This is a genomic window from Psychromonas sp. SP041, assembly GCF_000470315.2.
Lineage (GTDB): Bacteria > Pseudomonadota > Gammaproteobacteria > Enterobacterales > Psychromonadaceae > Psychromonas.
In genome coordinates this window covers 115805-131947 of record NZ_CBRF02000002.1, presented here as the reverse complement: position 1 = coordinate 131947, position 16143 = coordinate 115805, and the positions used below count along the sequence as shown (strand labels likewise).

Sequence of the window (16143 nt, the reverse complement as noted above, 5' to 3'; positions counted from 1 at the left end):
TTAAACCTCCTTAATTAGATTTTAGCCTAATTTACCATGGCACTGCTTAAACTTTTTACCTGAACCACACGGACAGGCTTCATTGCGTCCGACTTTTTTCTCTTGGCGAACAAAGGTATCAGATGACTCATCTTCAGCTTCAGCCTCTCCATCAGTATTCACTTGTGCATGTTGGTATTGAATATTGGCTTTAGCTTCTTCTTCACGACGCTTTTCTTGAATCGCTTCAGCTTCTTCTCTACTTTGAATTTGCACTTTCGATAAAATACCAACAACATCGGCTTTTAAGTTTTCTAACATCGCAATAAACAACTCAAATGATTCACGCTTGTACTCTTGTTTTGGATCTTTTTGCGCGTAACCACGTAAATGTATACCTTGACGAAGATGATCCATTGCCGATAGATGCTCTTTCCACAGCATATCAATTGTTTGCAACATGACAGACTTTTCAAAGCCAGCAATAATAGATTCGCCTACTTGCTCTTTTTTATCTTGATACACTGCTTTTGCATGTTCAAGTATATTTTCACGAATCGTTTCTTCTTGTAAATTAGCATCATCAACTAACCATTGCTGAACAGGTAATTCGACTAAGAAGTCATTTTTCAAACGGTTTTCTAAGCCTTCTAAGTCCCATTGCTCTGTTAATGAATGCAATGGTACATATTCGTCGATACAAGCATTGAAAACATCATCCCAAATTTGCTCGATATTCTCTGTAATGTTTTCACTATCCATTACACCATTACGCTGTTGATAAACCACTTTACGTTGGTCATTGGCAACATCATCAAAGTCTAATAGAGATTTACGCATATCAAAGTTACGGCCTTCAACTTTGCGTTGTGCATTTTCAATCGCTCGAGTTACCCAAGGATGTTCAATTGCTTCGCCATTTTCCATGCCTAATTTTTTCATCATATTAGACACTTTTTCAGAAGCAAAGATACGCATTAATGAATCTTCCATTGAAAGATAGAAGCGACTCTCACCAGCATCACCTTGACGCCCAGCACGACCACGTAGCTGATTATCAATACGACGAGATTCATGGCGTTCTGTACCAACGATGTACAAACCACCTGCAGCTAACACTGCCGCTTGATCTTCTTTCCAAGCAGCTGTTTCAGTAACAATTTGTTCTTCAGTCAGCGGGCCTAATTTTTCAAGACGGTTTTGTAAATTACCACCCAGTACAATATCGGTACCACGACCGGCCATGTTAGTAGCAATAGTAACTGAACCTAATGCACCAGCATGAGCAATGATATCTGCTTCTTTTTCATGGAATTTAGCATTTAGTACGCTGTGCTTAATTTTTGCCTTCGCCATTAATGTTGATAATAACTCAGAACTTTCGATAGAAACGGTACCGACTAACACTGGTTGGCGACGCTCTAATCGAGTATTAATGTCATCAATAATTGCTTGGTATTTTTCAATCTCAGTTAAATAAACTAAGTCACCACCATCTTTACGCACCATTGGACGGTTTGTTGGGATAACAATCGTTTCTAAACCATAGATAGATTGGAACTCAAATGCTTCCGTGTCTGCAGTACCTGTCATACCACCTAGTTTTTCATAAAGGCGGAAATAGTTTTGGAAGGTAATTGACGCTAGCGTTTGGTTTTCATTTTGAATTTTAACGCCTTCTTTAGCCTCTACTGCTTGATGTAAGCCTTCAGACCAACGACGACCAGGCATTGTACGACCAGTATGCTCATCGACAATGACAACTTCACCTTCAGCTGTCACGATGTATTCAACGTCTTTTTCAAATAAAGTATGAGCACGTAATGCGGCATTAACATGGTGCAATAAACTGATGCTTGAAGCAGCATATAAAGAAGTATTTTCTTCTAATAAGCCACGTTCTTGTAAAATAAGCTCCACTTTTTCTTGTCCACGTTCAGTTAACAATACTTGCTTGCTTTTTTCGTCTACCGTGAAATCACCTTCACCAACGTACTCTTCTGTATCTTCTTTATCTTGTTGTGTTAACAATGGGATAATAGTATTCAGTTTAGTGTAAAGCGTTGGGTCACCATCGGTAGGACCAGAGATGATCAATGGTGTTCTTGCTTCATCAATTAAGATTGAGTCAACTTCATCGACTATTGCATAATGTACGCCACGCATAACACGTTGAGAAGCTTCAAAAGCCATGTTGTCACGTAGGTAGTCAAAACCAAATTCATTGTTTGTGCCGTAAGTAATATCTGCGGCGTAGGCTGCGCGTTTTTCTTCGCCTGTCATTCCCGATAAGTTGATACCAATCGTTAACCCTAAATACTCAAATAATTGCGCATTCCATTCAGCATCACGACGAGCTAAATAATCATTCACGGTAATAACATGCACGCCTTTACCGGTTAATGCATTTAAGTATGCAGGTAAGGTTGCTGTTAATGTTTTACCTTCACCGGTACGCATTTCCGCAATTTTGTTTTCATTTAAAACCATGCCGCCAATTAGCTGTACATCAAAATGACGCATGCCAAAAACACGCTCTGATGCACTACGAACGACTGCAAAAGCTTCCACTAGAATATTGTCAATCGTTTCACCATTAGCAAGACGCTCTTTAAAGTAGGCGGTTTTAGCTTTAAGGTCTTCTTCAGAAAGAGCCTGAATCTCAGGTTCTAGTTTGTTAATTTCATTAACAACTTTACGAAGGTTTTTTATATAACGGTCATTTCGACTGCCTATTATTTTTGTTATTATCGATGTGATCATTTGCTTTTCTCATTGTAAAAATTCGGATAAAAGTTGTAATTTAGCTTGGTAATCTTTGTATATAATAAATTGGGTTTATTTGCCTACCATCTTTGATGACTTCATAATGGACATGGGGTCCAGTCGATCGTCCCGTCGTGCCCATTACGGCAATTTGCTGGCCTTTTTCAACAACATCACCAACAGATACAACAATTGATGATGCATGTGCATAACGTGTTTTATAACCGCTACCATGATTAATTTCGACTAAAAAACCATAACCTGTTCTCGCTTCAGATGTAGTTATCACACCTGCTGCGGTAGCATTAATCGGCATACCGGTATGACCTGCTATGTCCACTCCATTATGGCGACGCAAACGACCTGTAAACGGGTCTGAACGAGTACCAAATGGAGAAGATATCCATGAGTTTTCATTGGGAACTGGGCGACCAGAAATAAACAGTTCATCAATTAGATGGAGATTGTTTAACGTAATTTCAAGCTGTTGCAGAAGATTTTGACTCTTTCCATACTGATTTGCGAGCTGTGAAACACTTTTATTTAATATTGTTAACTCTGATGGTGCAGTAATAAGAGAACTATCAGAATAATTGGCTGAAATATCATCTTCTGTATTTTGCTCTACATTTTCATCAGTACTTTGATTTAACTCAAATTCAAACTCATCTTTTGGAAAGTTTGACTTCTCAATAATACGTTCGCTTAGGCTATTTAACTTAATACCTTGCGCTTGTAATTGACCAACTTTTTCACTTAATGATTGAAGCTGTAGGTTAGTTTGAGAGTTCATAGATTGAAGGTACTGCTGTTTAATTAAATTCCTTTCATTCAATGAATTTATTTTATGTTGTATTAATTGTTGATGATAATGAGATTGCAATAACCAAGCACTAGTCATTAATAATGCTACTGTTGATATACAAATAAAAATAAATGTCGATCTTGTTATAGAAAAACTATGTTTAATTTCATTCCTATTATAAATAACCGTTATACTCATAAACTTAATTCACTATTAATGGCTGTTATGACAACACATAAAAAACAACCGAAACCCATATCATTATTACTGAAGAAAAATAACTTTCAGCAGAGCACATCATTGATTTCTAAATTAGATATAGTACTACAAAGGGTTTTAAAACAACACAACATCAATGGCTGTCGTATAGGAAATGTTGAAAATGGGAGCTTGATTATAGAAAGTCCCACCTCACTTTGGCTACAACGTTTACAATTTATACGAAGCGACATATTAACGGAGTTGCGTCAGCATCATTCGTCTTTAATCAGTATTAAAGTAAAAGTAAACCCAGAACTTGCTAAAATAAGTCCAGCACTGATAAAAAAGAATAAACCAGTCAAAAAACGAGCTCAAAAAATGAGTAAAGATATTGCTGATTCTTTCTTAGCATTAGCAGAAAATGCAGACCCGAAATTAAAAAAAGCATTACAGTCGCTAGCTAAATTTTCAACCAATAAAAGTGAATAATAATATTTAATGTAATCGGTATAAATAAAGCACTAGAAGCTAAAGCAATATTCTAACGTAAACTTGTTATCCAGTTACTGCCGCAATGATTAAACCTCTTATAATTCCACATTCCAAACCTAAAAAAAAACCACTTTATTTACATAAAGTGGTTTAACTATTCTTTAATGTTGAATGTATTTAAATAAACACACTCAATTTAGCGATCATTAAGCAGGAACAAATAATGGCTCAATGTATTGTATTGGAGACTCGCTAACAGGTTCTTCAAATGTCACCATTTCAAATGCTTCAGCATCTGCTAATAACGCACACAATAGTTTGTTATTTAATGCATGACCTGTTTTAAATGCTTTTAAATGACCTAAAATAGTAAAACCAGATAAGTATAAATCACCGATAGCATCTAATACTTTGTGCTTCACAAATTCATCTTCGTAACGTAAACCTTCAGGGTTTAATACACGGAATTCATCTAAACCAATTGCATTGTCTAAACTTGCCCCTAGCGCTAAATTATTAGATTGAAGATATTCAACACTCTTCATGAATCCAAAAGTACGTGCACGGCTGATTTCTTTAACAAACAAATCACCAGAGAATTGCATTTCAACATGTTGGTTTTGACCTTCAAATACAGGATGATCAAAATCAATTTTAAAATCTAAGCTGAAGCCATTATTAGAAGGTTGTAATTCAGCCCACTTACCTTCTTCTTCATCTTCAACTCGTATTGTCTTTTTAATACGAATGAACTTCTTAGCTGCATTTTGTTCTTCAATGCCTGCTGATTGTAATAAGAAAATAAAAGGACTTGCACTACCATCCATAATTGGAATCTCAGGAGCATCAACATCAATAATAATATTATCGATCCCTAAACCCGCAAGAGCCGCAGATAAATGCTCAACAGTAGAAATCTTCTGCCCTTGGTCATTAACTAAGCAAGTACATAAAAGTGTTTCTTGTACGGCCTGTGCATGTGCTTTAAAAGTCACCACCGGATCAAGATCGATTCGACGATAAACAATACCTGAGTTAACAGGTGCAGGATGTAACTCAATCGTTACTTTATTCCCTGAATGCAAACCAATACCTGTTGATTTAACACTCTTCTTTAATGTTCTTTGTTTAATCATGAAATGATCTCCAATACGATGTTATCTTTTCGCAAGTATAACAGTTTGAGACTTAGATCACAAACCATTATATTTTTAGCGCTAATTTAGTTATCTGCTTGACGTCTTAAAAAAGCAGGTATGTCCAAATAGCTCTCAGCACTCGTTTTACCTTTAACTTCAGCAATCGGCTCTACTACTTCAGGATCAGCCTGAGTAGGTACTTCCGATACTTTGCTTTCTACTTCTGCAGTAGTATTTGCTGCGTTATTGGTTTCAACTGTTTGTTCTGTAGTTTCACTAACATCTTTTTTCTTATTTAATGTTGGATTCTTAACTACATTTAGCTCTGATTTACGTTCACCGATACCAGTTACAATAACTGTCACGTGTAATTCACCACTATCAAGTGTCGGATCAACCGTTACACCAATAATGTTTTGTGAATCTTCAGAAGCAAATTGTTTCAAAGCATCACCGACTGTATGGTATTCATCCCAACTAAAGTCGATACCAGCAACAATATGTACCAATACGCCACGCGCATCAGAAAGATCAACATCTTCTAGTAATGGACAAGAAATAGCTTCTTCTACAGCTTCTTCAGCACGGTTTTCACCAGAAGAAACACCAATTCCCATTACTGCCGTTGTACCTGCTTCAGTCATCACGGTGCGAACATCGGCGAAATCGATGTTAATAGTACTTTCTTCATTATTAATGATAGAAGAAAAACCAGAAACCGCATCATAAAGCACACTATTAGCAGCACGAAGTGCGTCTAAGAATGTAATACCACGAGGCAATGATTTTTGTAATTTATCATTTGGAATAATTAATAATGAATCAATATTTTCCGATAAACGAGCGATACCTTGGGTTGCGTAATTCATACGCTTACGGCCTTCAAACATAGAAGGTTTTGAAACAACACCAATCGTTAACGCGCCTTCCTCTTTTGCGATTTCAGCAACAACAGGACAAGCCCCTGTTCCTGTACCGCCGCCCATACCTGCAGCAATAAATACTACATCTGCGCCTGTGACGATCTCGCGAATTCGTTCTTTATCTTCAAGTGCTGATTTGTAACCAATTTCTGGATTTGCTCCAGCACCTAAACCATTGGTAATGTTAGCACCCAGTTGCAGTCGAATATCTGCTTTAGATGAACGTAATGCCTGAGCATCAGTGTTCATTGCAATAAATTCAGCACCTGTTAAGCCTTTTTCGATCATATAGTTGATCGCATTACCACCACCACCACCTATGCCGATAACTTTAATTACGGCTTGTGCTGAATGGTCTTCATCATCGATTATTTCAAACATTTGATTCTCTTCCACTCTATTAACTTCTTGTGACATCGTTTGTTACCACCCAATCCATGAAACTTGATAACTAATATTCTTTTTTAATCCAGTTCTTTACTTTACTGAACAGACTTGCAAAACGATTCTCAGGTTCAGCTTCTTCTTCGCCTGTAAACTCGTCATTTTTATAACGTAATAAACCAACTGCGGTTGAATAAGCAGGAGAGTTTACATCATCTGCTAGACCTTGAATATGTTGTGGTTTACCAATTCTAACTTGGATATTACCAAAAACTTCTTCAGCAACCTCAACTAATCCTTCAATTTGTGCAGCACCGCCAGTTATAACCACACCAGCAGCTAGCTGTTGTTTTAAACCTTCACGGGCAAATTTATCATTTAACTTATAAATTTCATTCTTAACTAATGTTAATAATTCACTGTAACGTGGCTCAATAACATCAACTAAAATAGAACGTTGTAAACTACGCGCAGGACGACCACCTACACTCGGCAACTCAATAATTTCATCATCTTTTACTAATGAACGATTCAAACAGCCATATTTAACTTTTACTTCTTCAGCAGAAGCAGGCGGTGAACTAAATGCAATGGCAATATCATTAGTAACAGAATTACCAGCATAGTCGAGCACCATGCTATGTTGTAAAGAGCCAGCGATATAAACGGACAAGTCCATTGTACCACTTCCCATATCAATCATGCACACACCTAGCTCTTTTTCATCTTCACTAAGTGTGGCCTCACTTGATGCAACACCAGATGATGTTAGTTGGTCAATAACTAATCCACATCGTTCAACTGCTTTTTCTAAATTTTTAACTAAATCATTGTGACAAGTGATTAAATGCACATTTGCCTTTAATTTTACACCAGATAAACCAATTGGATTATTGATGCGGCCTTGAGAATCAATAGAATATTCTTGAGGAATAACATGCAACAAACGTTGCTCATCTCGTATTTTCACTGAGCGTGCATTATGAATAACACATTCAACATCATAAGTACTGACTTCGTGAGCTTCTATCGCCCAAGTACCTGTTTCATTGATTGATTCAATATGAGAGCCTGAAACAGATAAATTAATTGAAGAAACACGGCAATCAGCCATATCTTCAGCTTGCTTCAAAGCTTGTGTAATTGATTCAACAACTGAATCTAAATTGGTCACAGACCCTTTATCAACGCCTTTAGAAGGTGCAGAGCCTACTCCCACTATATTAATCGCATCATTTGCTAATAATTCACCGATTAAGACAACTATCTTATGACTACCAATGTCTAAACCAACTGTGTAATTACTTTCCATTCGTTTATCACCATGTTCTCTAATTTAAGAGAGAAGAATTAACTCTATGTAATATTAACTATATTGTCGGCCTGAGTAAATTACCTAAAGTGAGTAATTATGTCGTCAATTAAAGTATAAGAAACTGATATTATTAACTTTTAACGATCAATTCTCTACACGTTTACGTTATATTTACTCACACTCTTTATTGTTAATATTGACATTACTTTTTATTTTTTTCTGATTCTTTCCATCCAATAGCCAACCCAGTGTCATAACGAAGGTCGACATACTTAATGGTATTAATATCGTATTTTTGTGCAATCCTAGGGAATGCATTTAAAAACATTTGTATACGTTCTAATTTTTGTTCTTTGCCTAAATTCAAACTAATACCATTTTTTAATACAAGTTCAGTCGCATTACGTTTATCGCTATACAGAGCTGCGATACGGTAATGGCTAGGCTCTAACAATTGATTTAGTTGTAAATACGTATTCAATACATCTTCTGATTGCGCATCATCGCCAGAGAGTGCAATAAATTTATCTTGCTCAGTGGGCACGACATCTATTATTTCACCAAACCGATTAAGTAACGCTTTATCATTCCATGAGGCAACAATAATTTGTTCAACGATATGTATCTTTAATGTATCGGGCCAATGCTTACGAATTGACGCAGAATAGACCCATGGTTTATCTTCTAATTGCTTTTGAATTTCAGAAATTTTTAAGGTAAAAAAATTCAATTTATCTTTTTGTTTAGCTAAAACAGCCCTCACTACATCTTCTGTTATATGCTCTCCATTACCAGTCAACATTAACCCCGTTAACGGCAAAGACTTTTCATCAGTTAACCAATGTTTTAATTTAAAAAAACCATCTTGTAACGTATAAATTAAAAGAACAAAAACAAAGAAGCTAACCCATTTACTGATTTTGATTTGTTTTAACTTTTGCCACATAAATTATATAGTTTGCTTTAAGATATCTAACACTAACTGGTCAAAACTAATACCGGCTTGTTTTGCGGCCTTAGGTACAAGGCTTTTCTCTGTCATACCGGGTACTGTATTTACTTCCAATAAAAACCAGTTTTTATTGCTGTCTCTCATAAAATCAACACGTCCCCAACCACTGCAACCAATTGCTTTAAACGCTTCTACTGATAACTGATTTAGTTCGGTTAACTCGTCATCAGACAAACCACAAGGACACAAATATTGTGTATCTGTAGATTGATATTTTGCCTGATAATCATAAAACACATTTGTCGTTTTCATACTAATAGCCGGTAATGCTTCACCATTTAACATAGACACAGTAAATTCATCACCCGTGATCCATGACTCTAATAATACTTTACTATCAAATTTAAAGGCTTCTTCTAATGCACTAATTAACTGCTCTGCATTTTCAGCTTTAGCCATGCCAATACTTGAGCCTTCGTGTACTGGCTTTACCATGACAGTGCCTGATAAGCTGTTTAGTATATCGGTAGCGCTTGATGGTTCAAAGTTTTCTTTGACAATAATTTGATAGTCAGCAGTAGGAAGCAGACAACTTTGCCAAATTTGTTTCGTTTTTGCTTTGTCCATGCCAATCGCTGAGCTTGAAACATCGCTGCCTGTGAAAGGAATATCTAATGTTTCTAAAAAACCTTGGATGGTCCCATCTTCGCCACCTCGACCGTGTAAAACAATAAATGCGCGGTCAAAACCTAATTTTTTAATTTGTGAAAGATCATCATGCTTTGGATCGATTGCATGTGCATCAACACCTTGACGTACCAGCGCATTTAACACTGCGCTACCTGAGTTTAATGAAACTTCACGTTCAGCACTGTTGCCACCAAACAAGACGGCTACTTTTCCAAAATCTATTGCCATTATTTTGTGCTCTCTTGTTGCATTTTTTCAATATCTAATTTGAAATCTGCTAAGGTTTTTACTACCGCACCGATATTACCCGCCCCTTGAGTTAACACTAAGTCTCCACCTTGTAACACTTTTGCAAGCGCTGCAGGTAAAGCTTCAGGAGAAGCGACAAAAATAGGCTCTTTACCACTTTGTTGACGGATGGTACGACATAATGAACGGCTATCTGCACCTGCAATAGGTGTTTCCCCTGCTGCGTAAACATCTAACAGTAACAATTGATCAACCTGTGATAACACATGTGCAAAGTCTTCATATAAATCACGAGTACGCGTGTAACGATGGGGTTGATAAGCCATTACTAAACGTTTTTCAGGCCATCCTTCACGAGCGGCATTAATCGTCGCTTGAACCTCTGTTGGGTGATGTCCGTAATCATCGGCAAGCATTGCTTTACCACGACCTGTTTCAAACTCACCGTATTGCTCAAAGCGACGACCAATACCTTCAAAACTTTCTAATGCCGTTAATATTGCAGCATCTTCGATATCATCTTCCATCGCCACTGCAATCGCAGCAGCCGCGTTTAACGCGTTATGCTTACCTGGTAGGTTTAGATGAATCACTAAATCAGGGCGATTAACACGATGAACAATAAATTCACTTCTGCTCACCGTTTGTTTAAAACTTGAGATGCGAACATCTGCTTGCTCATTAAAACCATAAGTCACACATTGACGAGCAAAACGAGGAATTAACTCCTCTACAACTTTATCATCTAAACAGACAACCGCAGTTCCGTAGAAAGGTAAGTTTTGAATGAACTGTACGAAGGTATCTTTTAATATTTCGAAATCACCTTGGTAAGTATCCATGTGGTCAGCTTCAATATTAGTGACGACTGAAACCATAGGTTGCAAATGTAAGAATGACGCATCACTTTCATCTGCTTCTGCGATAAGGTAACGGCTTTGTCCTAATTTGGCGTTAGTTCCTGCACTATTTAGTAGACCGCCAATCACGAAGGTTGGATCTAAATCCGCTTCACGGTAAATACTCGCAATCAAACTAGTGGTTGTTGTTTTACCATGCGTTCCCGCAACTGCAACACCATGACGATAACGCATTAATTCAGCTAACATTTCAGCACGACGAACCACAGGAATACGCGCTTGTTTTGCCGCTAGTAATTCAGGGTTTTCAGGGTTAATAGCCGTCGATACAACCACTACTGAAGCACCGTATATATTTTCTTGAGCATGACCGATGAAAATATCTACACCAATTGAACGCAGTCTTTTAACCACTGTATTTTCAGCGATATCAGAACCCGTTATTTTGTAACCTTCATAGGCTAATACTTCGGCAATACCGCCCATTCCTGCGCCGCCGATACCAACAAAATGTATCTGTTTTACGCGACGCATTTCAGGGATCATGGTACGAATTTCTGCTAATTCAATTTTTATCATCGGAATTCACTTTTACTATATTTTTAAATTAGGTTTTAAACTAAGGAATTACATACCGCAGCGACTTGCTCCGTTGCATCTCTAATGGCTACATTTTTACAGTTTTGGCTCATTGTATTAAGCAACTGCCTATTTTGACTTAATGTAAGCAAACATTCACTTAATTTATCAGGATTCAAATCATTTTGAGCGATTAACATCGCAGCATTAGCATTTACTAAGCTCATTGCATTTTTTGTTTGATGGTCATCTACTGCGTGTGGCAAAGGAACAAAAATAGCCGGTAAACCGACTATTGCCACTTCAGCAACAGTTAACGCGCCAGCTCGACAAATGATAACATCTGCCCAATCATATGCTGCAGCCATATCAGTAATAAAATCATGAGCTTGATATTCAAAATGAGAATCTTTATATGCTTCTAAAACAGTATCAGAATTACCCTTTCCTGTTTGATGCAAAATAGACACGTCACTCGCTTTGAAGTTCAGAAGCGCTTTAGGTACTGTTTCATTTAATACTCGAGCGCCCAAGCTCCCGCCAATAATTAAAACTTTTAACGCAGCCCCTGGTGTAGTGATTATTTTATCGGTTAACGCTAACAGTTCTTTTCTGATCGGGTTTCCGACCAAAATAGCCTTTTCGCCAGAAAATGCATCACCAAAGCCCATTAATACTTTTTTTGAAAATCGCGCTAATAAACGATTGGTCATGCCAGCCGCTGCATTTTGTTCATGTAGTACCACAGGGATGCCTAATGTCCACGCGGCGATACCGCCAGGTCCACTGGCAAAACCGCCCATGCCTAAAACTAAATCAACATTTCTCTTTTTTAATACTTTACGCGCTTGGAAAATGGATTTTAATATTTGAAAAGGTGCCGCTAACAAACGTTTTAAACCATTGCCTCTGATACCCGCAACATCAATAAAATCAATTTCATAACCATGTTCAGGAACGAGCTTTGCTTCCATTCTTGCGGCAGTGCCTAGCCAACTTACTTGCCAGCCTTCGTTTTTTAATTTATCTGCCACGGCTAATCCAGGAAATACGTGCCCTCCTGTACCTCCAGCCATCACTAATAAAGTTTTAGTTTTATTCGTCATTATTCTCAACCTTTGTCTTTGCTACTGAATCAGCTTTTGGTTCAGAGTTTAATTTTTTAGCTTTTTTAATTTTTTTAGTTATGCGTACTTGCCCGGAATTAATACGAGTCTCAAAATCGATACGTAACACTAATCCCACCGCGATAGCGATGGTAATTAAACTTGAACCGCCGTAACTGATCAAAGGTAACGTTAAGCCTTTAGTTGGTGCGATACCGGATGCAGCACCAATATTAACGGCAGTTTGAAATGCAAACCAAATAGCGATACCTATGGCGACATAACCAGCAAAAACAAGGTTTTTCTCTAATGCTCTTTTACCAATAGAAAACGCTTTATAAACTAAAACAAACTCTAAAATGATAACAATACTTACACCAATAAACCCTAACTCTTCCGCTAAAATCGCCATAATGAAGTCAGTGTGTGCTTCAGGTAAGTATTCTAATTTTTGAACAGAATTCCCTAGCCCTTGACCAAACCAACCACCACGCCCAAACGCCATTAAAGATTGAGTCAGCTGATAACTTCGACCGAAAGGATCTGCCCATGGGTCTAAAAATCCAAATACCCTTGCCATACGATAAGGGGACGTCACGATTAATAAAATAATAACCGATAACATAGCAACGGCAATACCAATAAACGATATCATTCGCGCATTAGCAATAAATAGCATTCCCATCATGATAACCACGATCACAACGGTTGAGCCCAAGTCGGGCTGTAATAATAAAAGCATTGATATCAAAGCGAGTATCGCTAAAGGTTTAATAAACCCTTTGATCGTATCAATGACCTCTTTTTGACGACGAATAAGATAACTTGCAATGAACAATACAACAGAAAGTTTTGCAAACTCAGAGGGTTGAAGATTAAGAGGCCCCAGTCGTAACCAACGAAGTGAACCATTAACTTCTGTACCAACAATCAGCACTGCGAGTAAACCTAAGGTTGAAAGTAATAAAATTAAAGGGGTGTATTTATGCCAAGCATCGATTGGTACAGAAACCACTGCGGCTAAAACAAATAAACATAAAATAATATAGATAAGGTGACGTTTTAAAAACTGGAATGGATCGGCAGAAATAGCAATACCTTCAGGCATCGATGCAGAAGCAACAATGACTAAGCCGATCCCCATTAAGGTAAACACCAAGACCAACAGTGAACGATCGTAAGCATGTGGTTCTGATTCAACGGTTAATAGCTTAAATATTTTACCTAGCTTATTAGTCATAACTTGCAACATGATTAGACTTCTCCAACCAAAGCATTCACTAATTCAATAAAATGATCGCCACGTGCCATAAAGTTTTTATACATGTCTAAACTGGCGCAAGCTGGAGTTAAAAGAACTAAATCACCAGCAACGGCATATTGGTTAACATGTTGTACGGCTTGATCTAAGTTATCAACAATTAGCGCATCAGAATGTTGTAAAGCAATTAGCTTCGCATCCTGACCAAAGCACACTATTTGCCCTTTTATTTCGGTTAATACAGGCGCTAATTCAGCGAAGTCTGCACCTTTACCATCACCACCTAATATGACATGTACTTTTCCTAGAATGGTGTCAGATAGTCCTAATAATGCAGCTTGCGTAGCACCGATATTGGTTGCTTTGGAATCATTAATCCAGCGAACGCCATTGACTTCTTTTACAAATTCACAGCGATGCTTTAAACCTGAATAAGATTGTAAGGTTTCAAGCATTGAAAACATTGGTAAATCAACTTGCTTCCCTAATGCGATGGCAGCAAGTGCATTCATCCAGTTATGTTTGCCGCTTAATTTAAGTGCAGTACAGTTTAATAAAGGTTGTTGATCAACACTAAGGTAATGCTCACCTTGTTGTTGAATCAATCCATATTGCTGTTGATCAAAACCAAAACTGATTTGTGGTTGTTTATCGGTAAACGTTAATGGGTCATCACGGTTAATTAAGACAGTTTTCGCTTGTGCATATATTTTATGCTTAGCCAGACTATAAGCTTGGTAGCTTACGTAACGGTCAAGATGATCTTCACTCACATTTAAGATAGTTGAAATAGTTGCATTTAATGATTCAGTCGTTTCCAGTTGAAAACTTGATAACTCTAAAATATAAAGCGTTTTATCTGGGCTTAATAAATCTAAAGCAGGTACTCCGATATTCCCGCCCATACCAGCATTAATATGTGCATCCGCAGCCATTTCACCCAGTAGGCTAGTCACCGTACTTTTACCATTTGATCCAGTAATAGTGACTAATTTTGCATGTTGATATTGTGCTGTATTTAACTCTCGAGCAAACAACTCAATATCACCAATCACTTCTACGCCTGCTTCAATTGCTTGGTTAATGGCAGGGGTAGAAATGGCAATACCAGGGCTAACAACTAGCGTATCAAACTCACACAATAATGGAGCAGATAACGGCCCTATTATCAGTTTGGTACTGGCATCAAGCTTATCTTGACCAGGCGGTACCGAACGAGTATCGAAGACTGTGACATTAATGCCTTTTTTACGAAAAAAAGTGACACAGGATAACCCCGTGACACCCAATCCAATAATAGCGACTCGTTTAGTAGTTGCCATATTAACGAACCTTCAGTGTAACTAAACCAATTAAGACTAATACGATAGTAATGATCCAAAAACGCACAATAACACGCGGCTCAGGCCATCCTTTCTTTTCATAATGGTGGTGAATAGGTGCCATTCGGAAAATACGTTGCTTACGCATTTTGTAAGAACCTACCTGTAAAATAACAGACACGGTTTCAAGTACAAAAATACCGCCCATAATCACTAATAAGAATTCTTGGCGAACCAATACCGCAATCACACCTAAAATAGCACCCAATGCAAGTGAGCCTACATCGCCCATGAATACTTGAGCAGGGTAAGTGTTAAACCATAAAAACCCTAAACCCGCGCCAACAATAGTGCCGCAAATGATCACTAACTCACTAGCTTGTGGAATGTAAGGTATAAATAAATAATGAGAATAATTAACGTGGCTTGTTAAGTAAGCAACTAATGCAAAAGCCGCTGCCACCATCACCGTTGGCATAATAGCTAGCCCATCTAAACCGTCGGTTAAATTAACCGCATTACTACTACCTACAACAGTAAAGTAAACCAATGGAATAAACAGTAAACCGAGGTAAGGCATGTATTCTTTAAAAAAGGGAACAACAAGTGTTAATTGTGCGTCGCCTTGTGCCGTCATATATAAAACAACACCAATAACTAATGCAACTAATGATTGCCAAAAGTATTTCCAACGAGCAATCAACCCATCTGGATGTTTACGTACGACTTTTAAGTAATCGTCCATAAAACCAATCGCACCAAAAGCAATGGTTGTGAATAAAACAACCCACACATAGAAGTTATCTAATCTTGCCCATAATAAAGTACTTAATACGATAGCGGCTAGAATTAACACGCCTCCCATCGTTGGTGTTCCCGCTTTACTGAAATGTGATTCTGGACCATCATCACGGACTATTTGACCAATTTGCTGACTTTGTAAAAAACGTATTAATTTAGGCCCCGCCCACAAAGAAAATGCTAATGCAGTCAGAACGGCTAATACCATTCTCACGGATAAGTATGTTAATACATTGAAAAACGTATAATGACTTGAAAGTAATTCCGCTAACCAGACTACCATTTTTAAAATCCTATTTTATAAAGCTGTTGACCAGCA

At 37.6% G+C, this 16143-nt stretch carries 13 protein-coding genes; 1 reads left to right on the top strand and 12 read right to left on the bottom strand.

The genetic code is table 11. The features are described 5' to 3' along the window. Positions 1 to 21 precede the first annotated feature (21 nt). Both secA and SP041_RS01960 read right to left on the bottom strand, forming a co-directional pair. A complete protein-coding gene (gene secA / locus SP041_RS01965; protein ID WP_137297315.1) occupies positions 22 to 2742 on the bottom strand; it encodes a preprotein translocase subunit SecA in 2721 nt (906 codons plus the stop codon). Positions 2743 to 2782: 40 nt separating this feature from the next. Beyond that, a complete protein-coding gene (locus SP041_RS01960) occupies positions 2783 to 3646 on the bottom strand; it encodes a M23 family metallopeptidase (protein ID WP_240791401.1) in 864 nt (287 codons plus the stop codon). A 129-nt stretch (positions 3647 to 3775) separates the two neighbouring features. Between SP041_RS01960 and SP041_RS01955 the strand changes: the two genes are divergently transcribed. Continuing rightward, positions 3776 to 4240 carry a DciA family protein gene (locus SP041_RS01955; RefSeq protein WP_137297313.1) on the top strand — a complete coding sequence of 155 codons (465 nt, stop codon included), beginning with the start codon at positions 3776 to 3778 and terminating at the stop codon, positions 4238 to 4240. Between the two features lie 209 nt (positions 4241 to 4449). Here the strand turns inward: SP041_RS01955 and lpxC are convergent, their stop codons facing one another. The 10 genes from lpxC to mraY form a co-directional block, all read right to left on the bottom strand. After that, the gene (lpxC, locus tag SP041_RS01950; protein WP_137297312.1) at positions 4450 to 5379 is read right to left on the bottom strand and encodes a UDP-3-O-acyl-N-acetylglucosamine deacetylase; all 930 of its coding nucleotides are present in this window, start codon (positions 5377 to 5379) and stop codon (positions 4450 to 4452) included. 86 nt (positions 5380 to 5465) lie between these two features. Next, entirely contained in the window at positions 5466 to 6722 is a 1257-nt protein-coding gene (gene ftsZ / locus SP041_RS01945; protein WP_137297311.1) for a cell division protein FtsZ, read from the bottom strand. Between the two features lie 34 nt (positions 6723 to 6756). Continuing rightward, a complete protein-coding gene (ftsA, locus tag SP041_RS01940) occupies positions 6757 to 8001 on the bottom strand; it encodes a cell division protein FtsA (protein WP_137297310.1) in 1245 nt (414 codons plus the stop codon). A gap of 205 nt (positions 8002 to 8206) precedes the next feature. Beyond that, a complete protein-coding gene (locus SP041_RS01935) occupies positions 8207 to 8950 on the bottom strand; it encodes a cell division protein FtsQ/DivIB (protein WP_137297309.1) in 744 nt (247 codons plus the stop codon). A 3-nt stretch (positions 8951 to 8953) separates the two neighbouring features. After that, on the bottom strand, positions 8954 to 9874 hold the full coding sequence (locus SP041_RS01930) for a D-alanine--D-alanine ligase (protein WP_137297308.1): 921 nt from the start codon (positions 9872 to 9874) through the stop codon (positions 8954 to 8956). Next, a complete protein-coding gene (gene murC, locus SP041_RS01925) occupies positions 9874 to 11334 on the bottom strand; it encodes a UDP-N-acetylmuramate--L-alanine ligase (RefSeq protein ID WP_137297307.1) in 1461 nt (486 codons plus the stop codon). The genes SP041_RS01930 and murC overlap by 1 nt, the downstream gene beginning before the upstream one ends. Positions 11335 to 11369: 35 nt before the next feature. Then, a complete protein-coding gene (gene murG, locus SP041_RS01920; protein ID WP_137297306.1) occupies positions 11370 to 12440 on the bottom strand; it encodes an undecaprenyldiphospho-muramoylpentapeptide beta-N-acetylglucosaminyltransferase in 1071 nt (356 codons plus the stop codon). After that, positions 12430 to 13692 carry a putative lipid II flippase FtsW gene (ftsW, locus tag SP041_RS01915; protein WP_137297305.1) on the bottom strand — a complete coding sequence of 421 codons (1263 nt, stop codon included), beginning with the start codon at positions 13690 to 13692 and terminating at the stop codon, positions 12430 to 12432. The genes murG and ftsW overlap by 11 nt, the downstream gene beginning before the upstream one ends. A gap of 2 nt (positions 13693 to 13694) precedes the next feature. Beyond that, a complete protein-coding gene (gene murD / locus SP041_RS01910; protein ID WP_137297304.1) occupies positions 13695 to 15023 on the bottom strand; it encodes a UDP-N-acetylmuramoyl-L-alanine--D-glutamate ligase in 1329 nt (442 codons plus the stop codon). Position 15024: 1 nt separating this feature from the next. Next, positions 15025 to 16107: a phospho-N-acetylmuramoyl-pentapeptide-transferase gene (mraY, locus tag SP041_RS01905; protein WP_137297303.1), complete on the bottom strand. Its 1083-nt coding sequence runs from the start codon at positions 16105 to 16107 to the stop codon at positions 15025 to 15027. Positions 16108 to 16143: the final 36 nt, after the last annotated feature.

What these genes read in the sequence shown, in the direction of transcription:
- murG (WP_137297306.1), bottom strand. Translation starts at nt 12,440, where the DNA reads ATGACGAATAAAACTAAAACTTTATTAGTGATGGCTGGAGGTACAGGA.
- ftsA (WP_137297310.1), bottom strand. Translation starts at nt 8,001, where the DNA reads ATGGAAAGTAATTACACAGTTGGTTTAGACATTGGTAGTCATAAGATA.
- murC (WP_137297307.1), bottom strand. Translation starts at nt 11,334, where the DNA reads ATGATAAAAATTGAATTAGCAGAAATTCGTACCATGATCCCTGAAATG.
- ftsZ (WP_137297311.1), bottom strand. Translation starts at nt 6,722, where the DNA reads ATGTCACAAGAAGTTAATAGAGTGGAAGAGAATCAAATGTTTGAAATA.
- murD (WP_137297304.1), bottom strand. Translation starts at nt 15,023, where the DNA reads ATGGCAACTACTAAACGAGTCGCTATTATTGGATTGGGTGTCACGGGG.
- secA (WP_137297315.1), bottom strand. Translation starts at nt 2,742, where the DNA reads ATGATCACATCGATAATAACAAAAATAATAGGCAGTCGAAATGACCGT.
- mraY (WP_137297303.1), bottom strand. Translation starts at nt 16,107, where the DNA reads ATGGTAGTCTGGTTAGCGGAATTACTTTCAAGTCATTATACGTTTTTC.
- lpxC (WP_137297312.1), bottom strand. Translation starts at nt 5,379, where the DNA reads ATGATTAAACAAAGAACATTAAAGAAGAGTGTTAAATCAACAGGTATT.
- SP041_RS01955 (WP_137297313.1), top strand. Translation starts at nt 3,776, where the DNA reads ATGACAACACATAAAAAACAACCGAAACCCATATCATTATTACTGAAG.
- SP041_RS01930 (WP_137297308.1), bottom strand. Translation starts at nt 9,874, where the DNA reads ATGGCAATAGATTTTGGAAAAGTAGCCGTCTTGTTTGGTGGCAACAGT.
- ftsW (WP_137297305.1), bottom strand. Translation starts at nt 13,692, where the DNA reads ATGTTGCAAGTTATGACTAATAAGCTAGGTAAAATATTTAAGCTATTA.
- SP041_RS01960 (WP_240791401.1), bottom strand. Translation starts at nt 3,646, where the DNA reads ATGACTAGTGCTTGGTTATTGCAATCTCATTATCATCAACAATTAATA.
- SP041_RS01935 (WP_137297309.1), bottom strand. Translation starts at nt 8,950, where the DNA reads ATGTGGCAAAAGTTAAAACAAATCAAAATCAGTAAATGGGTTAGCTTC.